This window comes from Pseudomonas sp. GG8 (assembly GCF_052976945.1).
Genome location: NZ_JBRIIP010000001.1, coordinates 4,431,117 through 4,453,343 on the forward strand (window position 1 = coordinate 4,431,117; position 22,227 = coordinate 4,453,343).

The 22,227-nt window shown below is 60.0% G+C and carries 18 protein-coding genes; 10 read left to right on the forward strand and 8 right to left on the reverse strand.

All coding sequences use genetic code 11. The features are described from left to right. Positions 1–5 precede the first annotated feature (5 nt). Both ACVBEG_RS21205 and ACVBEG_RS21210 read right to left on the reverse strand, forming a co-directional pair. Positions 6–1,211, reverse strand: coding sequence for a multidrug effflux MFS transporter (locus ACVBEG_RS21205; RefSeq protein WP_330200621.1), 1,206 nt, complete (start codon positions 1,209–1,211; stop codon positions 6–8). 142 nt (positions 1,212–1,353) lie between these two features. Then, on the reverse strand, positions 1,354–1,551 hold the full coding sequence (locus ACVBEG_RS21210) for a heavy-metal-associated domain-containing protein (RefSeq protein WP_322278080.1): 198 nt from the start codon (positions 1,549–1,551) through the stop codon (positions 1,354–1,356). A gap of 146 nt (positions 1,552–1,697) precedes the next feature. Between ACVBEG_RS21210 and ACVBEG_RS21215 the strand changes: the two genes are divergently transcribed. The 3 genes from ACVBEG_RS21215 (at position 1,698) to cueR (ending at position 4,748) form a co-directional block, all read left to right on the forward strand. Next, positions 1,698–2,081 carry a hypothetical protein gene (locus ACVBEG_RS21215; protein ID WP_447108284.1) on the forward strand — a complete coding sequence of 128 codons (384 nt, stop codon included), beginning with the start codon at positions 1,698–1,700 and terminating at the stop codon, positions 2,079–2,081. 66 nt (positions 2,082–2,147) lie between these two features. Beyond that, complete coding sequence (locus ACVBEG_RS21220; RefSeq protein WP_322278076.1) at positions 2,148–4,337, forward strand: heavy metal translocating P-type ATPase; 2,190 nt, start codon at positions 2,148–2,150, stop codon at positions 4,335–4,337. 9 nt (positions 4,338–4,346) lie between these two features. Continuing rightward, entirely contained in the window at positions 4,347–4,748 is a 402-nt protein-coding gene (gene cueR / locus ACVBEG_RS21225) for a Cu(I)-responsive transcriptional regulator (protein ID WP_322278073.1), read from the forward strand. Positions 4,749–4,816: 68 nt separating this feature from the next. On the opposite strand, the gene ACVBEG_RS21230 is transcribed toward cueR, so the two are convergent. Together ACVBEG_RS21230 and ACVBEG_RS21235 are read right to left on the reverse strand one after the other, a co-directional pair. Continuing rightward, complete coding sequence (locus tag ACVBEG_RS21230) at positions 4,817–5,710, reverse strand: PA4780 family RIO1-like protein kinase (protein WP_322278070.1); 894 nt, start codon at positions 5,708–5,710, stop codon at positions 4,817–4,819. A gap of 277 nt (positions 5,711–5,987) precedes the next feature. Further along, a complete protein-coding gene (locus tag ACVBEG_RS21235; protein ID WP_407074675.1) occupies positions 5,988–6,794 on the reverse strand; it encodes an AraC family transcriptional regulator in 807 nt (268 codons plus the stop codon). Positions 6,795–6,923: 129 nt separating this feature from the next. Between ACVBEG_RS21235 and ACVBEG_RS21240 the strand changes: the two genes are divergently transcribed. The 5 genes from ACVBEG_RS21240 (at position 6,924) to ACVBEG_RS21260 (ending at position 10,347) form a co-directional block, all read left to right on the forward strand. Then, on the forward strand, positions 6,924–7,952 hold the full coding sequence (locus ACVBEG_RS21240) for a bile acid:sodium symporter family protein (RefSeq protein ID WP_322278066.1): 1,029 nt from the start codon (positions 6,924–6,926) through the stop codon (positions 7,950–7,952). A gap of 105 nt (positions 7,953–8,057) precedes the next feature. Further along, positions 8,058–8,363, forward strand: coding sequence for a nucleotide pyrophosphohydrolase (locus tag ACVBEG_RS21245; protein ID WP_219062549.1), 306 nt, complete (start codon positions 8,058–8,060; stop codon positions 8,361–8,363). Continuing rightward, on the forward strand, positions 8,360–9,109 hold the full coding sequence (locus ACVBEG_RS21250) for a methyltransferase domain-containing protein (protein ID WP_322278064.1): 750 nt from the start codon (positions 8,360–8,362) through the stop codon (positions 9,107–9,109). Before ACVBEG_RS21245 ends, ACVBEG_RS21250 begins: the two co-directional genes overlap by 4 nt. A 37-nt stretch (positions 9,110–9,146) precedes the next feature. Next, a complete protein-coding gene (locus ACVBEG_RS21255; protein ID WP_447108285.1) occupies positions 9,147–9,776 on the forward strand; it encodes a DUF4136 domain-containing protein in 630 nt (209 codons plus the stop codon). 19 nt (positions 9,777–9,795) lie between these two features. Further along, on the forward strand, positions 9,796–10,347 hold the full coding sequence (locus tag ACVBEG_RS21260) for a DUF4136 domain-containing protein (protein ID WP_322278059.1): 552 nt from the start codon (positions 9,796–9,798) through the stop codon (positions 10,345–10,347). Between the two features lie 65 nt (positions 10,348–10,412). Here ACVBEG_RS21260 and pbpC read toward each other — a convergent pair whose 3' ends face one another. Continuing rightward, positions 10,413–12,743 carry a peptidoglycan glycosyltransferase PbpC gene (gene pbpC, locus ACVBEG_RS21265; protein WP_447108286.1) on the reverse strand — a complete coding sequence of 777 codons (2,331 nt, stop codon included), beginning with the start codon at positions 12,741–12,743 and terminating at the stop codon, positions 10,413–10,415. 95 nt (positions 12,744–12,838) lie between these two features. Here pbpC and ACVBEG_RS21270 point away from each other — a divergent pair, with 95 nt between their 5' ends. Continuing rightward, complete coding sequence (locus ACVBEG_RS21270; RefSeq protein ID WP_322177669.1) at positions 12,839–13,132, forward strand: hypothetical protein; 294 nt, start codon at positions 12,839–12,841, stop codon at positions 13,130–13,132. A gap of 34 nt (positions 13,133–13,166) precedes the next feature. Here ACVBEG_RS21270 and ACVBEG_RS21275 read toward each other — a convergent pair whose 3' ends face one another. Further along, on the reverse strand, positions 13,167–18,080 hold the full coding sequence (locus ACVBEG_RS21275; RefSeq protein WP_447108287.1) for an alpha-2-macroglobulin family protein: 4,914 nt from the start codon (positions 18,078–18,080) through the stop codon (positions 13,167–13,169). Positions 18,081–18,224: 144 nt separating this feature from the next. Between ACVBEG_RS21275 and ACVBEG_RS21280 the strand changes: the two genes are divergently transcribed. Continuing rightward, on the forward strand, positions 18,225–19,574 hold the full coding sequence (locus ACVBEG_RS21280) for an MATE family efflux transporter (protein WP_322177667.1): 1,350 nt from the start codon (positions 18,225–18,227) through the stop codon (positions 19,572–19,574). A gap of 33 nt (positions 19,575–19,607) precedes the next feature. On the opposite strand, the gene ACVBEG_RS21285 is transcribed toward ACVBEG_RS21280, so the two are convergent. Together ACVBEG_RS21285 and vgrG are read right to left on the reverse strand one after the other, a co-directional pair. Continuing rightward, positions 19,608–20,414: a DUF4123 domain-containing protein gene (locus ACVBEG_RS21285; RefSeq protein ID WP_322278049.1), complete on the reverse strand. Its 807-nt coding sequence runs from the start codon at positions 20,412–20,414 to the stop codon at positions 19,608–19,610. Beyond that, a complete protein-coding gene (gene vgrG, locus ACVBEG_RS21290; protein WP_323565883.1) occupies positions 20,411–22,117 on the reverse strand; it encodes a type VI secretion system tip protein VgrG in 1,707 nt (568 codons plus the stop codon). Before vgrG ends, ACVBEG_RS21285 begins: the two co-directional genes overlap by 4 nt. Between the last annotated feature and the right edge of the window lie 110 nt (positions 22,118–22,227).

Sequence of the window (22,227 nt, forward strand, 5' to 3'; positions counted from 1 at the left end):
CAGCCTCAGACCTGAGCCGTTTGAGCCACACTCGCATCACGCGTGCGCTGCAAACGGCGGGTCAATACTGCGGCACTCACCGCAAAAATCCCGCACAAACTAATCACCATTGCCATGGGAACTGCGCTGCCATCGTGCAACACGCCCACCAATGCGGATGCCCCTGCGGCGACACTGAATTGCAGGCACCCGAGTAACGCCGACGCACTCCCTGCCCTCGCCCACTGGCCGTTCATGGCACAGGCCGAAGCATTGGGGATGATGCAGCCCAGGCTGGCAATGCAGATAAACAACGGGATCAATAGCGGCCAAAGCGCCTGAGTGTGCAGTTCGGCAATGCCGAGCAAGACCAGCGCCGCTGCCAGATAAACCCAGACCGTGCGAGACAACAGAAGCGCGGGTCCGAGTTTGCCCAGCATGCGCGCATTGACCTGCGCCACCAGAATGAAACCCGCCGCGTTCGCACCGAACAGCCAGCCATAGTGCTCGGGCGGCACGCCATACAACTTGATGAATACGAATGGTGAGCCCGCGATGTAGGCGAACATACCGGCTATCGCGATGCCGCCGGTCAAGGCATGACCGAGAAATATCCGATCAGCCAACAACCGCCGATATTGCCCCAATGCACCGGCCAACGGATGGCGTGGATGGGTCGCTGGCATGCTTTCCGGCAAGCCCAGCGCAACCGCCAGCGAGCACACAGCACTGAATACCGTCAGCACCAGAAAGATCGACTGCCAGCCATACAGGTTGACCAACAGACCACCCAGCATGGGTGCGAGAATCGGCGCCAGGCCCATGATCAACATCAATTGCGAGAAGACTTTCGCCGACTGCACGGCGTCGCACTTATCACTCACAATGGCTCGCGACAACACCATCCCGGCGCATCCGCCCAACGCCTGAACGAAGCGCGCAGCAATCAGCCACTCAAGAGTGGGCGCAAAAGCGCACGCTAGCGATGCCAGGGTAAAGAGCCCGACCCCCACCAGCAACGGCACGCGCCGACCAAAGCGATCCGCGACCGGACCATAGGCCAACTGGCCGATGGACAAGCCCAGAAAATAAGACGCCAAGGTCAGTTGCACATGTTTTTCGTCGGTGCCAAAAGCCAAGGCAATCGCCGGAAAACCAGGCAGATAAAAATCAATGGCCAGCGGCCCAAAAGCGCTCAAAGCGCCAAGAATCAAGATTATTCTCAGGTTCATCGGGCATCCAAAACTGTGTCCAGCGCAATTAGCTAGTCTAACCGTCCTGAATCCTTAGAGCGCCTTGATGGGGAAATTACTTCAAAATTGTTCAGCGGGTCGTACCGTCGCAAAGCAGGAACACAATCACTCGGCGCATCGTTTAAATCTTCTGCACCGCATACCCTTCAGCACTGATCAGACTGATAATGACCTCGGCCGTGAGTGTGCTTTCAACCCGCACTTCGCCACTGGTCAAGTCGACCTGGACATCTGCTGCCGGGTCGCTGCTCTGCAGCGCTTGGGTGATTGCCCGAACACAGTGGCCACAGGTCATACCCTGAACATTGAATCGTTGCATATTGTTGCTCCTCGGTAAGGTTGCAGGCATGTTCAACCTTTCCATCATGGCAAGGTCAAGCCCCTGTTTTTTTCTGCCGGGCTGGTATTCGTCTCACGGCTCGGCCAAGCTGCGTCATAACCGTATTAAAAGCAGGAGTATCAGCAATGCGCTGGTCAGCATTGAGTCTAATGAGCATCCTCGGCCTATGGGCGACAGTACCCTTCGCCAACGCCGACTCGCAAGACTACGGCGTCCTGATTATTTCCCGGGAGCGGCTGGAGGTGAACACCTCATGCGAGATCGGTCTGTATCTCCAAGACCAATTGGTCGGGCGTTTATTTCAGGAGGAGTCGACGTCCTTCAACCTGGCGCCGGGTAAAACCACTGCACGTCTTCGCCTGTTACCTGGCAAGGCATCGGGATGCCTGCCAGGGATGGATGTCCCCCCGAGCATGGTCATTGACATAAAGGCCGGCGAAGTCAGCAAATACCGGATCGCCATGGGCCCCAATGGCATGTACCTGAAGCGGGCGGCTCTGGAATATTGATTGGGGCTTGACCTTACCCGTATGGCAAGGTTAATCCTTGAGGCATAGCTCTCAGGGAACTGACCCATGCCTATGTCCAATACGCTCGAATTACCCATAACCGGAATGACCTGCGCCAGTTGTGCCGGACGGGTCGAGCGCGCATTAAGCAAAGTTGCCGGCGTCAAAACTGTCAGCGTCAATCTCGCCAGCGAACGCGCGCACGTCGAATCGTCGGGGCCTATCGACCCGGCGGTACTGATTGCGGCCGTTACCCAGGCCGGTTACGGCGCAAGCCTGCTGGAAGACACTCGCGCCAACGCCGACAACCAACAACAACGACTGACCCGGGAGCGCTGGGCATTACTGTTGGCGATTGCCCTCGCGCTGCCGCTGGTTCTACCCATGCTGGTGGCGCCATTGGGTGTGCACTGGATGCTACCGGCCTGGGTGCAATTTGCCTTGGCAACGCCCGTGCAATTCATTCTCGGCGCGCGGTTTTACATCGCCGCCTGGAAAGCCATCAGGGCCGGTGCTGGCAACATGGATTTGCTGGTCGCGCTGGGCACCAGTGCCGGTTATGGACTGAGCCTTTATCAATGGGCGCACACCCCTCCGGGCAGCATGCCGCATCTGTATTTCGAAGCCTCGGCAGTGGTGATCGCACTGGTACTGCTGGGCAAATACCTGGAAAGCCGCGCCAAACGCCAGACCGCCAGCGCCATTCGCGCGCTGGAGGCACTGCGCCCCGAACGTGCTATCCAACTGATCGACGGACAAGAACGGGACGTGGCCATCAGCGCTTTGCGCCTCAACGATCTGGTGGTGGTCAAGCCCGGCGAACGCTTCCCGGTGGATGGCGAAGTCATTGATGGCCAGAGCCACGCCGACGAAGCCTTGATCAGTGGTGAGAGCCTGCCCGTGCCGAAGCAGCCAGGCGACAAGGTGACCGGTGGCGCGATTAATGGCGAAGGCCGCTTGCTGGTCAAGACCCGGGCGCTGGGCGCGGAAACCGTGTTAGCGCGGATCATTCGTCTGGTCGAGGATGCTCAGGCGAGCAAAGCCCCTATTCAGAAACTTGTGGATAAAGTCAGTCAGGTATTCGTCCCGACGGTGCTGGTGATCGCCGTCATCACCCTGATGGGATGGCTGTTGGCCGGAGCACCACTGGAAACAGCTCTGATCAATGCCGTGGCGGTGTTAGTGATTGCCTGCCCATGCGCGCTGGGGCTGGCAACGCCAACGGCGATCATGGCCGGCACCGGCGTGGCGGCGCGTTACGGCATTTTGATCAAGGACGCGGAAGCACTCGAGCGCGCCCACGAAGTCACGGCCATGGTCTTCGACAAGACCGGCACGCTGACCTCCGGTACACCACGCATCGCCCACTTGAGCGCTGTCGGTGGCAACGAAGACGCCCTGCTGCAATGGGCCGGCTCGCTGCAACAGGGCAGCGAGCACCCACTGGCCAAAGCCGTGCTGGATGCCTGCACGGCCCGCCATTTGAACATCGAGACAGTCACCGCCAGCCAGGCGCTGCCAGGGCGAGGCATTGCCGGGACCGTGCAAGGTCGGGATCTGGCGCTGGGTAATCGCCGCCTGCTGGAAGAAAGCGGCCTGACCATGGGAGCCCTGGCGCCATCCGCGCAATCATGGGAGGCAGAAGGTCGTACGTTGTCCTGGTTGATCGAGCGTGGTGCGCAGCCATCGGTACTGGGGTTGTTGGCCTTTGGAGACACGCTCAAGCCCGGCGCTCTGGAAGCGGTTCAACAACTCACTGCACGCCATATCAGCAGCCACTTGCTCACCGGCGACAACCGCGGCAGCGCCCGCGCGGTGGCCGAAGCATTGGGTATCAGCGATGTGCACGCAGAAGTCCTGCCCGCCGATAAAGCGGCGACCATTGTCGAGCTGAAAAAAACCGGGGTGGTGGCAATGGTTGGTGACGGCATCAACGACGCACCGGCATTGGCGGCGGCAGACATCGGCATCGCCATGGGCGGCGGAACCGATGTGGCCATGCATGCGGCCGGGATTACCCTGATGCGCGGCGACCCGCGCTTGATCCCGGCGGCGCTGGAGATCAGCCGCAAAACCTATGCGAAGATTCGCCAGAACCTGTTCTGGGCCTTCGTCTACAACCTGATCGGCATTCCACTGGCCGCATTCGGCTTCCTCAACCCCGTGTTGGCGGGCGCTGCGATGGCGCTGTCGAGCGTCAGTGTGGTGAGTAATGCGCTGCTGCTGAAAACCTGGAAACCGAAGGATATCGATTGAGGAGCCATGATGAACATCGGTCAAGCCGCCAAAAACAGTGGTCTGAGTGCCAAGATGATTCGTTATTACGAGTCCATTGGACTGCTCAAGGCCGCGCACCGCAGTGACAGCGGTTATCGACTGTATGGGTCGGAAGATCTGCATACGCTGGCCTTCATCAAGCGTTCGCGGGACCTGGGTTTCTCACTGGAAGAAGTGGCCAAACTGCTGACCCTGTGGCAAGACCGCCAGCGTGCCAGCAGCGACGTGAAAGCCCTGGCACGTCAACACATCACTGCGCTGGACCAGAAGATCAGCGAGCTGGCCAGCCTGCGCGATACCTTGCAAGAACTGGTCGAGCACTGCCAGGGCGACCATCGTCCGGACTGTCCGATTCTCAAGGACCTGGCATCGGGAGGGTGCTGCGACTGATCCTGGCCGCAGGGGTTTCGACTGCCCAATAAAAAATCCGGCCTGAGCCGGATTTTTTATTTAGCGGATCACTGCATCCAGGGTGGAGGCGGCTCTTCGGTTTTGCTCGGTGGCGCGTCATCTGCGGCGCGGACAGCCTGACGGTGATCCTCGTCCAGACGGGCCGCCTCGATTTCCCGCAGAACCCCACCGACATCGGCCAGGTCTTCAGGCTCATCGAACTCGCCGGTCAGCGGACTGCCCGGGTGCAAGATGCCAGCTTCATAAAGCGCCCACATCTCTTTCGCGTACCGGGTTGCCTTCAATTCCGGGGCAAAGCGTCCGAAATAAGAAGCCATGTTGCCGACATCGCGCTCCAACATGCTAAATGCATGGTTGTTGCCTGCGGCGTCGACAGCCTGCGGCAGATCGATAATTACCGGCCCGCCCGGGGTCAACAGCACGTTGAACTCGGACAAGTCACCGTGCACCAGACCGGTACACAGCATCAACACGATCTGCCTGATCAGGAACTCGTGATACTCCCGCGCCTGATCCGGTTCCATCACCACATCGTTCAAGCGAGGTGCCGCGTCGCCAAACTCGTCGGCGATCAGTTCCATCAACAGCACGCCTTCAAGGAAGTCGTACGGCTTGGGCACTCGCACACCCGCGCTGGCCAAACGAAACAGCGCGGCTACTTCAGCATTCTGCCAGGCATCTTCGGTCTCTTTACGACCGAACTTCGAGCCCTTGGCCATCGCTCGGGCCTGCCGGCTGTTGCGAACCTTACGACCCTCCTGATACTCCGCGGCCTGCCGGAAACTTCGTTTATTCGCCTCCTTGTAAACCTTGGCGCACCGCAGCTCGTTGCCACAGCGCACCACATAAACAGCTGCCTCTTTACCACTCATAAGTGGGCGCAGCACCTCGTCGACCAGACCGTCCTCGATCAGGGGTTCAATGCGTTTTGGAGTCTTCATCAGCTTTTATTGTGGGTCCTTCGTTGCCAAACACGCGATTGTTGCTCGTTATACGGCAATCCTCTCACAGCGAGTAGTAGATGCCGACCTTTGACCTTCAGAGATTTACGAAAGGCTTCAACTATTTAGCAGGTTCTTAGCAGCTTCCATGCCGGGCAGAGCATAACCGAGCCCAGTCAGATGGGACCACGCAAGCTGTAAGCAGTTTTATCCATTGGCGTTACAGATAACATAAATTCTCTAAGACGGGCCTGCAAAAAACACCAGACCGCAGGCATCAAGGCTTGAACAACTCACCCGGGGTGAAGCCAAACAAGCTTTTAAACGCGGCGATGAACGCCGAGGTCGAGTCATACCCACAGGACAGGGCCGTGTTTGTCACGCTTTCGCCCTCTTCCAGTGCGCTGAGCGAGGATAACAATCGCGCGCGCTGACGCCATCCACGAAAACTCAAGCCAGTTTCGCGCTGAAACAAACGCATCACCGTTTTTTCCGACATGCCCAGACGCTCGGCCCAGCCCTGCAGGGTGATCGACTGACTGGGGTTTTCGATCAATTCGTCGCACAGCCCAAGCAAACGCGGATGACGCGGTAGCGGCAGAGAGAACCCGACTTCCGGCAGATGGGCCAGTTGATCGAGCAGCACCTGCACCAGCCGCGCCTCACTGCTGTCACCCTGTGGATAACTTGGCGGCAGCAAACAAAACGTCTTGATCAGCTCGCGGGCCAACGGCGTGACTTCCAGAACGCGACAACGCTCCGGCGCCCAACGGCAATCGTCCTTGCGCACATACAGGCTACGCATCTCCGCACGCATCGACGTGGCCACGTCATGCTCGACCCCGGCCGGAATCCACACGCCCCACTGCGGCGGCGCGAAAAAACTGCCCTCGGCGGTATGCACACCCAATACACCGCTGATTGCATAAGAAAACTGCACCCAGTCATGACGATGAGGCGGCGTCCAGGAACCCGCACCCAGGCTTTCCGCCCGCGCATAGACCGGCCTCGGCAAAGCGCTGAGTAGAGGTATCTGACGCTCGTTACCCTGACGAAAGCCCATAGATTGTCCGTTAGTCGCTATCGATTGACCTTATGTCGCAAGACGGCATCATCGCGCGCAGGTTAACCTTCGGTCATCTTTTTTTACAAAACTCTTTTATAGCGCGTTCCCCTCTCAAGAACGTCTCCACAACATCAGGCCGATCTCTTTATGCATGCCTTCAAGCACCTCAAACGCGTTGTCACGGACTGGTTCCTTTGCGGCATGCTGATCGCGACGTTACTTGCGTATTTCTTCCCAGGCTTCGGCAGTGCCGGCGGCGGGATGCATGCCGAATATGTGATCAACATCGGGGTATTTCTGGTGTTCTTCCTGCACGGGGTGAACCTGTCCAGCGAACAAATCAGCCACGGCCTGAAAAACTGGAAACTGCACATTATGGTGCAGGGCTTCACGTTCGTGGTCTTCCCCCTGATCTGGCTGATCTGCAACCAACTGTTTGGCTCCCACATGCCAGCCCTGTTGATGCTCGGCTTCTTCTATCTGTGCGCCCTGCCCTCAACCATTTCCTCTTCAGTTGCCCTGACCGGCAGTGCCGGAGGCAACGTTCCCGCAGCCATTCTCAATGCCAGCATGTCCAGTGTGTTCGGGATTTTCATGACCCCTTGGCTGGTGAGCCTGGTGGTTGGCACGGGTGCTGGCGGGATTGATCTGGGTTCGACCCTGCTCGACTTGAGCGCAATGCTTCTGTTGCCACTGGTGCTGGGACAACTGGTGCGTCCGTTCCTCGGCACCTTTTTCGCCCGGCACAAGCGCTACACCAACATCGTCGACAAGGTCGTGATCCTGTTGCTGGTCTACGCCGCGTTTTGCAATTCGATGGTGTCCGGCATGTGGCAACAGCAAGGCGATACGGTGATTCTCAGCGCCTTTATTGGCAGTGGCGTCTTGCTGGCAGTCATTCTGTTCATGACCACGCGCACGACTCGCGCCCTGAACTTCAATCACGCCGATGAAGTGGCAGCGGTGTTTTGCGCGAGCAAAAAGTCCCTGGCCGCCGGCGCACCGATGGCGGCACTGATATTCGGCGCCAACCCTGGGCTGGGCCTGATCCTGTTGCCGATCATGATCTATCACCCGATGCAGCTGATAGTCTGTTCGGTGATCGCGGAAAACTACGCGAGTCGCAACCATAAACAGTTATCACAAGCCGCACGAGAAGAAGCCCGAGCGGCTTAAAACCTTTGTGCCACTCAGGTAAGCCACACACCGTGTCTCCAGCCGTTCGAAGCACTTGCTTCCGGCCGTCATCCCCTTGAAGCTACACGCCTTCAGGAGAGACCCATGAACCTCGACGAACTCACCCAACGCCTGCACCAGATCCGCGACCAGAATGACTGGCGCCCATTCCACAGCCCGAAAAACCTGGCCATGGCTGCCAGCGTGGAAATGGCCGAACTGGTCGAGATTTTCCAATGGCTCAGCGAAGACCAATCGCGGCAGTTGCCTGCTGAACAACTGGCGCATGCCGGGCAGGAAGTGGGCGATATCGTCTTGTATCTGCTGCTGATGTGCAGCGAGTTGGGGCTGGATATGGATCAAGTGGTGCGCAACAAACTGGCCGACAGCGAACGGCGTTTCAGCAAATGAGCGACCGTCATTTCGATCTGCTCGCGACCCGTTTCGCCGAAAAAATCTATGGCGGCGCCAAAGGTGCCATCCGCCTGGCCGTTTTGCAGGCTGACCTCATCGAGGTCCTGCCTGACCGGCCTCTGCGCGTCCTGGATATCGGTGCCGGGTTGGGCCATATGTCGTTGTGGCTGGCCGAACACGGGCATCAGGTAACGTTGGCCGAACCGGCCGAACCCATGCTCGACAGCGCACGCCAACGCTTTGCCGATGCAGGGCAAAGCGCGACCTTCATTCAGGCCTCCTGGCAACAATTGCTCGGCCAACTGACCGAACCTTATGATCTGGTGATCTGTCACGCCGTGCTGGAATGGCTCGCAGAACCCCACGCGATCCTGCCAGTCCTACACCAGTTGACCCGGAAAGACGGCTGGCTGTCGCTGGCGTTTTATAACCGCGACGCCTTGATTTATCGCAATCTGCTCAAAGGTCATTTCCGCAAAATGCGCAAAAATGACATGGCGGGAGAAAAGCAAAGCCTGACCCCGCAACAACCCCTTGATCCGCGCGAATTAGCAGCGCAACTTGAACCTCTGTGGCAGGTCGAAACCCAAAGTGGTGTACGGGTTTTCCACGACTATATGCCGCCTGAATTTCAGGCCAGGGTCCAACTCGCGGATTTGCTGGAAATGGAACTGGCCCACCGTCGCCACCCTGCCTTTGCCGGCTTGGGGCGCTATCTGCACTGGATGTGCAAGCCACGGTGAGTAGTTCATCGCCAAGAGGCTCATTGCGGAGACCATCATGAAGTGCAGCCTCGCTTTAATCCTCCTCTGCCTGGGGCTTAGCGCCTGTCAGAGCAGCAATCCCTATGTCGCCAGCGCCAACCCTATACCGCCGGCACCGGCGCAAGCGGCCCATACGCTGGACCTGAGCGCCTACCCGGCGGCACCCCGGGATTATGGGCGTTATCGCAATTGGGCCTGGGTCAACGACCAGCTCCCGACGGGCTCAGCATGGGCGGATTCGGCGCAGCTGGCTGAAGCTATCGGCAATGGCCTGGATCAGCGCGGCTTACGCCCGGCGATGAACAATCAACCGGCAGACGTGCGCGTAAGCGCCGATGTGCGCCTGGAAACACGTCTGCGGCAATACCGTGAAGACGCCTACAATCCTTACTACGGCGGTGGGATGGGTTATAGCCATTACGACGGCTATCACGGCGGCGGTTATGGCGCGTATGCAACAGTCCCAATCGTGCGTACGTATCAAGAGCAAGTGATCGTGGTGCGCATCAGCCTGTTCGACGGAAAAAGCGGTCAGCCTGTATGGAGTGCGAGCGCCGAAACGGCCAGTGGCGGCGACCAGTCTGCCCGTGGCAAGGCCTTGCGTCAGGCGGTGCAACAAGCCCTGAAGGCGTACCCTCCCTCATAATCTTTACCGGAGAACCATCATATTCCGCCGCCTGGCTGTACTGTCTCTCGCGTTGGTGCTCGGTGCCTGTGCAACCCCGGTCAACCGCGACTTCGATGCATCAAGGGACTTTGGCGCCTATCGAACCTGGGGCTGGAAAGAGCCAGGGGTTCAATACCGCCCCGATGATCCTCGGATAAAAAGCGACCTGACCGAACAACGCATTCGTCAGGCGGTGGCTGAGCAACTCGATCAACGCGGGCTGCGTATGGCGCAGGCGGGGGGCAAAGTTGATGTCCAAGTGCAAACCTACCTGATCGTCGAGAATCGTCAGCAGATGATCAACACCAACTATGGCGGTGGTCCATGGGGCAACGGCTGGGGCGGATGGGGAGGCATGAGCGAAACCCGTAGCGTCGACTACAAAGTCAGCACCCTGCAAATCGATTTTCTCGACGGCAAAGACGGCAAATTGGTGTGGCGCGGCAGCACCGAACAGGTCGTGGACACCGACACGAACAACCCGGCGGCTCGCGATACAGCAATCCGGCAGACCGTGGCCAAGGTGCTGGCGCAGTATCCACCGCGCTGAGCAGATTCTTCAGATCGACCCTGTGAGGTCGCCACGACGATGCGGATCAAGGACAGGGGATCGACTCAATCCACGACACTGAATTCAACCCGTGCCGTGTGCCCGCCTTCATCGAGGACGCTGAGTTGATAGCGTCCCAACCGGCTCAGGGTCGGGTTGAAGCTGCCTTGGTCAGCCGTGTCGGCCGTGGGCACACCATCAATAAACCACCAGCGCCGACCACTGCCACCCAACGCCGACAGGGTGAGACGCAGCGAGTTTTTACTGCCCGTCGGCAGGCGCAACTGATCCCCCTCTCGCACACCGACCACCGACAACGGTGCAGCCAGGCTTGAGGCTTGGGGTGGGCACTCGGGATCGCTCGGCGGCATCCGGGCGTCACGGCGCTCCAGGCGCGGCAGCCACGGTTCCAGCGGCGCAGGCCACAATGCTATGTCCCGAGGCTGTGCGTCGGGGCAATTGGCGGCGACCCGCAGGCCTTTGCCATTGACCCATATTTTCTCCAACAACCCCAGGCCGAGCGGTTGATCGGCGGCCTGCAAAGTCGGCGGCGTGGTGTTGTCCAGCGTCCAGGCGAAACGCTGACGTCGGCAGTTCGGATCGCTTTTACTCATGGGCTGGCCCAATGGCCAGCAGATCGCCGCGACACCCACGTTCATCGGCACCGGTTGCACGGGGGCGGTAATGCCGCGTTGACTGTCGCGGTTGATCAGCATGTCATGCACCTGGAGCATCAACGGTGCCGCCGACGCCAGGCCGAATTGCCCCGGTACCGGCGTGCCGTCCGGGCGACCGATCCAGATGCCGATCAGGAATCGGGGCCCCACTCCAATTGCCCACGCATCGCGAAAGCCATAACTGGTGCCGGTCTTCCAGGCCAGTACCGGGCGTTGGACCAAGTCGGCGTGGGGGTCGATGTCCGGCCGAGCCTGACCGCTGAGAATACGCCGCACGATCCACGCGGAACCGGGCGACAGCATCCTTCGTTCGCGCAATGTATCTTGCGGTTGCAGGCGCAGGTTGGCGCTTTTCCCGCCGCGAGCAAAGGCGCTGTAACCACTGACCAGGTCTTCCAAACGACTGCCCGCGCCCCCCAGAATCAAGGCCAGATTCGGCTCGGCCAACGGCGGCAGGGTCAGCGGCACACCGCCGTTGCGCAACTCGGCGGCAAAGCGTTTCGGGCCGTACGCTTCGAGCAATTGCACCGCTGGCAGGTTCAGCGACATCGCCAACGCGCTGCTGGCTGAAACCGCGCCACTGAAACCCGAGGAAAAATTGCCCGGACGATAATCGCCATAACGGCGCGGCACATCTTGCAGCAATGATTCGGAATGAATCAGCCCGGCGTCCAGTGTCATGCCATACAGAAAGGGCTTGAGGGTCGAGCCCGGGGAGCGCAGCGCGCTGATCATGTCGACGTGGCCGAAGCGCCGGGCATCATTGATGTCAGCCGAACCGAGGTAAGCGCGCACCGCCATGGTCTCTTCCTCGACCACCAGAATCGCCGCCGACGTGTGCTCCGGTAAGCGCGCACGCCAACCCAGCAGCAAGTCTTCGAGGCGACGCTGCAAGGTAGCGTCGATAGTGGTGCGAATCAGCGGCGGGCTGTCGGCGCGGTTCAAGCGCCGGGCGAGCAACGGCGCAAGGCTCGGTTCCTGACGCGGCGCCAGGAGCAGCGGTTCTTCCAGTGCCTCATCGACCGCTGATTGTGGCCAGACCTGAAACTCGGCCAGCCGCCTGAGCACTTTGTCACGCGCCGCCTGCGCTCGCCTGGGGTGGCGGTCAGGGCGCAAACGACTCGGCGCCTGAGGCAAGACCGCAAGCAACGCCGCATCGGCGCGGGTCAACTGCAAGGGTGACTTGCCCAAGTATGCCCAGCTGGCGGCCGCCACGCCCTGCAACGTCCCACCGAAAGGCGCCCGGTTAAGGTACAAGCCGAGAATCTGATCCTTGGACAAATGCCATTCCAGCTGTGCCGTGCGCCACAACTGGCGCAACTTGCCGGGCAGGGTTCGCGAATGCGGATCGAGCAGACGCGCCACTTGCATCGACAGCGTGCTGCCGCCCGACACCACCCGTGCGCCGCTGAGGTTCTGCCAGGTCGCCCGAAGCAACGCCAGCGGGTTCACCCCCGGATGTTGATAGAACCAGCGGTCCTCATACGTCAGTAAGGCATCGAGGTAATACGGCGACACCTGATCAGTCGTCACCGGGTAGCGCCACACGCCATTGGCATCGGCAAACCGCCACAGCGGCGTACCGTCCTCGGCCAGGACCACACGCGCCAGATCATCCTTGGGCAGCGGCAACGGCCAGAGATGGTCGGCCAGCCACAGCAAGGCGATCAGCAGCAACAGGCTGCCCATCGTCCAGCGCGCAAGTTTTCGGGGGTTCAAGCGCAAGAGCCTCTATTATCTCGGGAACTCGCAGAGCCGACCGATAGCCCAAGCGAACACAGGTGTTCTTTTATTAGCCTCATCAGGAATCAGACATGCAGGTAGAAAGCTTTTTCGAATGGCTCGGCCAGGCGCTGGGCGCCGTGATTCGATTTATCGTGAACGGATTGGATGGGCTATTCAATCTGCTGGCTCATGCCGGTGGCAATTTTGTCGAAGGCCTGTCCCGAACGCTGGGCATGGACACGTCGCTGATCAGCATCCTGGCGCTGATCATCGGCCTGATGCTGTTGTACTCCGCCATCCGCGCCTTCATGCGCGCCTCGATCGTGTTCGGCATCATTTATCTGATTCTGGGCCTGTGGTTGTTGAGCTGGATAATTCACTAGCAAACCCTGCCCTGCCGGATCGACGGTTACAGGCTCATTTCCCCTTCACCACCATCTGCGCCGGCGCGTCACCCAAGGCGTGCCAGTTAGGCCGGTACATGGATTCAACCTGCGGCGGCGGCACACGGTAGGTGCCCGGGGTCACCGCTCGCGCCAGGTACAGCAGGTGCGTGGTGTTGAAGGCATCCAGATTCAGCGCAGCCACATAACGGTCATCGCGGAACTCCTGATGCTTGAGCCCGGCGTTCTGCATCGACTCGCGCCACTCTTTGACCTCACTGCTGGCGTCTGCCAGGCTGGCCGCGCTTTGCGCCAGGTTCTGGTTCTCCAACTCCAGACCGGCCGGCAGCAAATCCACCACCAGTGCATCAGGCACCCGCTGCCTGGCCTTGACCTCGATATGGACCAGCACCAGCTCACCGCTTTTCAGCGCATCAAGGTTCAGCGCCTGACCCTTCATACCCAAGTACTCGCGGCGAATACTCAGGTTCTCACCCCCCGGTAACGGCGGCTGCTGTGGATAGCCGGAAATAGTCAGCTGTTGATACAGGGTCGTGCTGCCTGTGTTTTGCAACGACAACGGCGACGCCAGGGTTGCGCCTTCAAGCTTGAGGCCCGGCTGATGGTTGCTCAGTTCACGCGTTTGATTGCCGCTGCTCAGTTGCGCGGCCCAGTTGGCTTCCGGCTTGCCGAGCACACCACGCCCGGCGAGGAACAGCGAGTTGCGTTCCTGAGTCGACAACCATTGCGTGGCCGCCAGTTGATCCGAGAGCTCAAACAGCCGCTCTTCGCGTTTGTCTGCCGCCAGGTTGTTCTCTTCGAGCAGCGCAAAAATCAGCGCCTGATCGCGTAGCGGACTGCCATAGTCGGCGAGCCAGTCATTGGGTTTGCGGGTGGCCGCAAGACCGCCGATCAGCGCCTGTTCGGCACGCGGTTTATCACCCATTTTTTCCAGCGCTATCGACAGCTGCACCAGCGGCAAACCAGAGCGCGCATCGGTGCGCCTGTCGAACAGGCTGCGCAACGCGCCCAACGGCGCCTGTTGGCTGCGCGCCAGCACCAAGCCTGCATAGGCCTGCACGGCAAAGCGGGTGTGTTCGGCATTTTCGCTGTAGTTGACGTCGACCAGGTTGCGTTCTTGCAGGTAACGCAACAGCCGTTCATTGGCCTTTTTCAAGGCCTCAGGTGGTACGGCAAATCCTTGTTCGCGGGCCCGCAGGAGGAAATCGGTGACATACGCGGTCAGCCAGTATTCCTCTTCGCCATCGGCGCCCCACAAACCGAAGCTGCCGTTGTAGCGTTGCATGCCCAGCAGCCGCTCGATCCCCAGCTCGATCTTGCGCTTGCGATCAGCATCCGGCTCGCCTTCCAGCCCCAGGCGTTTTAGGCTCGCGGCATCCGCATACAGTGACGGGTACAGGCCGCTGGCGGTCTGCTCCAGACAACCATAAGGGTAGGCTTTCAGTGCGCGAATCTGCTCGCCAAGGTTCAACGGCGGACGACTCGACACCGATAGCAATGCTTCGCGACCCGCCGGCTCAAAGGCTTCAAGCGCACCCTCGGGCAGACTCCAGGCTTGATCCTTGAGCACCGCACGGTAGTGTTTGAGCAGCGCCGGATAGGCCGGGCGTACACCCAAGGTCCACTCGCGACTAAACGCCAGCAGGTTTTCTCCCGGCAAGTCCAGCCCTTGCACGACCACCTTGATTTTCCCTTGGCCAAAACCACCTTCGGCGCGTACCGGAATCTGTAGCGTGATGCGCTGGCCTTGAGCCAATTCAACGCTCTGACCGGCGCTGGCGTTGATCACGCTCAGTTGCCCTTCAGCACTGAGCTGGACAGTAAGTCTTTGTGCTTTGCCGGACAGGTTAGACAGGTCCAGTGCCAGTTGAGTCTGATCGCCTCCCGCAAGAAACCGTGGGGCTGAGAGTTCGGCAATCAGCGGTGCGGCGACCACGGTTTTAGCTTCAGCCATGCCGTAACGCTCGCCCGTCCAGGCCTGCGCCATGACCCGTAGCTCACCGTTGAAGTCGGGGATATCGACACTGATTTCGCCTTCGCCCTGCGCATTCAGGGTCACCGGCGCGCTTTGCAGCGCCACGATGGTCACGCTGGTTTCCGGACGCTTACCGCCCTTGGCCAACGCTGCATCGCCACCGAACGCCAGACTCGCCAAACGGCCCCGCCCGGCTTCGATCAGTTGCCCATAGATGTCCAGTTGATCAGCACCATACGCCTTGCGCCCGAACAGCTTGGCGAACGGGTCTGGCGTCGGGTATTCGGTGATATTAAGGATGCCCACGTCCACGGCCGACACCAGCACATGCACCTCTTTGGGCACGCTGCCGTCAGCGTTTTTTGCTTGCAGCTTGACGGTCAACGGTTGTTTGGGGCGCATTTTCTCGGGTGTCGAGACCGTCAGCGCCAGCTTGCGTTGTGATCGATCCAGCGGCAGATGAAGCACGCCCACCGCACGTTTCGGTGTGATATTGGCTTTGCGTTCGCCCGGTCGAACCACCAGCGCGCTGATGTACAGATCATGCCGCGTCCATTGTTTATCCAGCGCAATATCGAAGCGCTTGCCTTCAGCCGGCACGTCGATTTCCTGCCACCACAACGGCCCGTCGCTGGACTCGACCAACAAGTAACCCTTGCCTGCCGCCGGAGGTGTGACGGTGACGTTGACCGTATCGCCATCGGCGTAAGCCGGTTTGTCCAGCGCCAATTTGACCTGATCCGGACGCACCGCGCCGCCTTCGGCATTGTCCTGCCAGCGGTAGCCGGCCCAGAAGCGCAGGCTGCTGATCATCCCGGTTGCCGGGTCTTCGACCTCGACGCGGTATGGGCCCCACTCCACCGGGAAGCTGATTTTGGCAGTGTCGCCTTGTTTGATGCTCAGGGTTTCTTCGTCAAGGTTCAGGAACTTCTCGTTGTAACGAGAGCTCCAGCCATCGCTCTCCGAGTAGTTCCAGTAGTAGTCGCGGCGCTCACGCACCAGCCGCACCTTGAGGTTATCGGCTGCCAGTTTGTGGCCTTCGCTGTCAGCCACCAACAACTCGAATTCTGCCGGACCGTTGCCATCGGTCTGATCACCGTCGAACAAGGCGCGCAGCCCCGGCAGCCGATCCGCTGGCCATACCGGTTGCACCAAACGCCGGGTAATCGGGCGTCCGCCAGACTCTTGCAGGCTGGCTTGCAGTATCAGTTGCAGAGGCGATTTGGCCTGCGCCCATTTGCTCTCCACCTCAAGGCTCAGCTCGCCATTGGCGTCGAGGGTGCTTTCTTCCAGGTCGAGGTCCTGGCTCAGCTCCTCTTCGGTGATCGAGCCAAACTGGTAACCGGGCAAGGCTTTTACTGCATCACGCAACGGTCGGACATACAGCTGGCCCGTCAGGCGATTACCCGATGCTGGGGCGCCGTACAGGTAGCGGCCATTGATGTTGAAATCAGCGTTGTCGGCCGGGTTGAGCGCCGTGTCGCTGCCCTTGATTTCCAGCGCCAGACGCTCTGGCAGGAAATCCTCTACCTGGAATTCATACGCCTGCGGTTTGCCGTCGCCGAGGTCGAAGACCAGTTGCCAGCGCCCGGTCGGCGCTTCACCCGCGAGTTGCAACTGATATTGATAGAGCGATGTCGCATCAGCTTCCCAGACGAACTTGCGGCTGACCTGTTCATCCGGTCGACGCACTTCGACGCTAATCGGTTGCGGCTTCACGTCCTTGCCGTCACTGTCACGCAGCAGGCCGTTGAGCAACACGGTTTCGCCGGGGCGATACAGATCGCGCGGGCCGAAGACGAAGAATTGCAGAGGGTGGGCTTTAGGTCCCGTGATATCGAATTCGGCCAGGTCCAGCGCCGCGCTGTTCAGGCGCAGCAGGCTGGTCTGTTCACCTTGATGCGCCAGCAGCACTTCGGCCTTGGCTGGCAATGGCAATTGGGCGTGTCCGGCGTTATCGGTCTTGCCCTGGCCGACCACGCGACCATCGGCGTCATACAGTTCAAGCTCGATACCGCCCAGGGCCTTGCCACCCTCCAGCGCTTGGGTGAACACGTCCAGTCGATTCTGATAACGGTGCACCGACAGACCAATGTCGCTCAGGGTGAACAAGGTCGCCGGCTGGGAATAGTTGTAAGTGCCCGAAGCACGCATGACCGCCAGATAGACGCCAGGCTGTTGCAACGGCTTGAGGCCGGCAATCGGCAGCAACAGGGTTTCCCGTGTATTGCGCGCCGGGTTCAGGTCGAAGCGGCCGCCATAGACCAGATCGGCCATGGGTAACAGGTCTTTGGATTCATAACCCTGCAAGGTGCTGCTACGGCCCCATTGGCTGAGAAACGCAGGCAGGGATTCGGGCTTGATGCGGAAGAATTCAACATCGACCTTGGCGACGTTCAACGCGATCACCGGCAGACCTTCGGCCAACCGGGTCGGCAACAGACTGCCACGGCTGGCGAAACCGACGGTGGCTTGCAGATCACTGGTTTCCAGACGACTGATGTATTCCGCTGCCAGCTTGGCCTTGTTCACCCCGAGCAGACCGGCATCCAGGGTCAGGACCAATTTGCGCTGAGGCTCAAGATGGCGCAGACGCAGCTCCATCAAATTGTCGGAGAGTTCCCAAGCGCCGTCGACCTTGCCGGTTTTGGTGTCCACCAGGTGCAGCTTTTCAGCGAATTTCTGCTCCGGGTCCAGCGGTACGGAAAAGCTCACGGACAGGGTGCTGGCACCCTCGACCTGGATTTCCGAGACATCGACCACTGTCAGCTCACGGCCCGCATAGCGTTGGCTCAGGGCAGAAAGATCCAGTGCCGGTTTGGGCTTGCTCGACTCAACGACCGCTGCGGCCGGATTGGGTGCGGAGGCCGGCGCAGCCTTGTGTGAAGTGGACGAATCGCAGGCGCTTAGCAGCGTCAGCACACAGGCCAGAAACAATCCTTTGTCAAGCATGGGTCACTCATCGGCAGCGGTAGAGAGAGGGTGAACTATAGAGCAACCGCGACCTAACGGGCAGCGCAGTGGGCAGATAGACCGCCGGATTGAGACTTTGTTCTCATGGGGATTGCTACACTGCGCACCTTCCAGGGAGCTTTCATGTCGACACTGCTGAACGATTGGCGCGACCGCCCTACCCATCGCCGGGTCTGGGCGCTGGCAGGACCGATGATTCTGTCCAATATTTCCGTGCCATTGGTGGCATTGGTCGACAGTGCGGTGATCGGCCATCTGCCGCATGCCCATCAACTGGGCGCAGTCGCAGTGGGGGCCAGCCTGTACACCTTCCTCGCCTGGGCCATGGGTTTTCTACGCATGGGCACCACGGGGTTTGCCGCGCAGGCTGCCGGGCGCAGCGATGGAGCAGCGCTGCGGAAAATCCTGTTGCAAGGGTTGCTGCTGGCCGTACTGCTGGCGCTGGTGCTCGGCCTCTTCGCCTTACCGTTCAGCCAACTGGCACTGGGCCTGATGCAGCCCTCGGCCGATCTCAAGCAACTGACCCTGGATTTTTTCCACACCCGCCTGTTTGGCCTGCCTGCTGCACTGGCCAGTTACGCGCTGGTCGGCTGGTTTCTCGGCACCCAGAACGCCCGTGCCCCGCTGGCAATTCTATTGACCACCAACCTGGTGAACATCGCCCTCAATCTGTGGTTTGTGATTGGCCTGGAGTGGGGCGTGGTCGGTTCAGCGCGGGCCTCGGTGCTGGCTGAATGGACCGGCGCCCTTCTCGGCCTGGCGCTGACCCAACAAGCATTACGTGCCTACCCCGGCAAGGTCGCGTGGGCGGCACTCGCCTTGTGGCAGAGCTGGCGGCCACTGTTGGCGGTCAACCGTGACATCTTCATTCGCAGTCTGGCGCTGCAATCGGTCTTTTTTCTGATCACGGTGCAAGGTGCGCGATTGGGAGACGCCACGGTGGCCGCCAACGCGCTACTGCTTAACGGCCTGCTGCTCACCGCTCATGCACTGGACGGACTGGCCCACGCCGTGGAGGCCCTGTGCGGTCACGCCATTGGCGCCCATGACCGAGCCGCGTTGCGCCGTTCGCTGACGATTGCTGCCGGTTGGTCCCTGCTAGCCAGTGTCGCGTTCGCGGTAGTGTTCATGTTCGCAGGGCATCTGTTTATCCAGATGCAAACCGATATCCCGGCCGTGCGTGAGACCGCTTTTATCTACTTGCCTTATCTGGCTGCGCTGCCGCTGGTTGCGGTCTGGAGCTATCTGCTCGATGGCCTGTTCATCGGCGCGACCCGTGCGCGGGAGATGCGCAATGCCATGGTCCTCAGCGTGGTGCTCGTGGCGCCGCTGGCCTGGTTCGCCCAAGGCCTGGGCAATCATGGGCTGTGGCTGACGTTCATGGTGTTCATGCTGCTGCGCGGCGCGACGCTGGGCATACTTGCCTGGCGCCTGAACCGCAGCAATGGCTGGTTTGCCAACGCTGGACATTGACCCCTACTCATTGAGCTGACCGCGCGCGTAAAACTACGATCGTCCGCCCTCCCAATAATTACGCACGTTGTCGAAACGCACCTGCTGCCCCATGTCTGCCAGGTTCGAGGGCAACGAGGCCGTCGGAAACCTGGCCCTCAACCCGAGCCATTCATCAAGAATCTGTGGATCATTGAAGCCAAGGCGCAGGCCTTCCTGAAGATGGCGCAGGGTCTTGCGGTAGCTGTTGTCTGTCGCATGGCTCCAGAAATACGCATGGCGTTCCAGCAGGCACTGTTGCAGCTTTTTCTCTTGCTGGACGCTGAGTTGGGGTTCGGCCGTCAACGGCACAACGTCCAGCTTCGGATTGTTCAGGTACAGCCGGTCCTGATAGTCGTCGGCTTTGTCTGCCCAAGTGCCGCCGACCCAACTGATCGAGTCTATCGGCCCCAACCAGCGGCTCAACGCCTGCACGTCCATCGAGTCGAAAAAATAGGAGGCGGTCTGTGCGTTGTAATAAGTGATCAGGCTTTTGTAGTGATCGCTGAAACGAACAGTGAGCATGCGCCGCAAATGGGCCAACAATTCGTTCTTGGGCGCCGAGCAAAAAATAGTCAGACCTGGCCAGGCCGCCGTCTCACTCTCGCAGACAACGTTGAAGGGGTCGTCGGGACGCAGGGACACCAGCAGCGGGCCCTGTTTGCGGATCAGGTGCATCTCCGTGTCCGCAAACAGTTCGTAGCAGCGGGTGCGAGGGAAGCGCTTTTTAAGCTGACTGGCCAGGCCGGGCACGCTCGGCGTATCAAGCAATAGCCATTTATTGTCAGGCCTGTAAAACCCGTTGAAATCGGACTCTTTCATGGCGCTCCCTCCCCGTCGATTCGCGTCATCGCCCGACAGGCGCAAGGCGTCCTTTGGCAGTGGGCAAAACTTCCACCCGAAGGCAACTGACACAGCAGGACCAACGGATGACCGGCCTGCAACAGCTCCAGCAGTTCGTTGGCTCGCGCGTGCAGTTCGGCTTCATCGCGGAGCTTGTCCGCTGCAGACTGCGGCGCAGGGTCCGCGTTAAACATGATCTGCGCACTGCTCAGTTTCAAACCGTCATGCCTAAGGAGGACCGAGCTACTGCCAACGCTAAACAACAGTTCGCTGTCTTTTTCGAACGTCAGCGTGATCCCGCCAGACAATTCGATTTTTTGCCCTTCGCTGACAAACGTTCGCGGATCGAGGCGCATCCGCAGAACCTGCTCGTCCTGACGCGGTACCTCACTCGCGTCTGACCCGGCAAGGTCAGAAACAGACTCGGGATGGGCACTGTCTGCGCGGTCAAAGCCCTCCGCCCCCTGACGTTGCAAGTACGCGGTTACCTCTGGCTGATCGGGGTCGCCGTGGATAAAACTCACCATCACCTCCATGCCGACCCTCGGCTGGGCACTCTCATCATCGCCCTCGCCGACCAGCGCCGAAGACACCGGCACCCAACAGCTGGCGTATTGCGCGCCCTCGCCTTGAAGCCCCCAGTCGAACTGCACATTGATCCGGCCCATCGAGTCGCAGTACACCTGATCGAAAACAGGGCCCACCACCCGCGCGCGCTGCACACCCCGCATGGGCGGCCGAGCCGTTACGGGCGAAGGGCGGAAGCCAACCTCCCACGGCGTCGCCTGGAAATGATTGCTGTACGGCGAGTCGGAGCTGATGACGGCGGCCAACAGCTCATCGAGCTCCTGCGGCTGATAACCCCGGTGCTGAACCTCGGTCAGGAGCCAGAGATGATTCCACTCTTTTTGCGGATGCTCACTCAACGGCAATAGCAGTCCGGCCCCCAGATAAGGCGCCGTACTTTCGCCCTCGGCCTGCTCCAGAGCGCGGCGACTGTCCTGCCCACCGTCAGCGGTGCTGACGGAAAAGCGAGTAACTGCATGCTGTGCGGCAGGGACCTTGCGGGGCTTTATTTGCGCCGATTCCGTCTGGAAAGGACAGGTCGGCGCACGTCGAAAGCCACCCTGGCTATCCCCGAACACCAACATATGGCAGCGCCTTGAATGCTGAAAATGGTAATGAATGCCCTCTTCCTCACACAGGCGCTGAACGAATTGCAAATCCGACTCGTGGTGCTGCGCGCAATACATGCGTTCACGGTAGGTGCCGCTGAGTTCAAAGCGGTGCGCATCGGCGCGAATGCCATGCTCCTTGAGCACCCTGGCAATGATTTGCGGGGCCGACAGGCCTTGAAAGATCCGCTGGTTAGAACGCCCGGCAAGGCACGCGAGCCGAGGACCAAGGCTTAAACGATAGTGGCCGAGATGCGGCCCTCGACGGCTTTGGTCGGCGCCATGGATCTGCCCGTTGATCCCGGTTTTAGTGTCCACAAAGCTCAACCATGCCGACCGGTACATCAGGCTTTGCAGGTTCAGATCAGAGGACTCACTGACCACTTCCAGCTCAAACGCAAAAGGCTGGTTGATCGCTTCCGTGCCGGTAAACGACAGCACGTTGAGCCTGTGGGACAGGTTCGGGATATCCAGGCGAAAAAAAGGCTCGGTGACTGGATCCAACATCGGCGGCTCCTCTACGTGGGTACGACCGGGGATTCTCGCCGAGAGAACCTTCCGAGTAGAGGGCTGGAACGCAGAACAGGAAAGAGCCTACAAAAAAAAACGACAAGGCA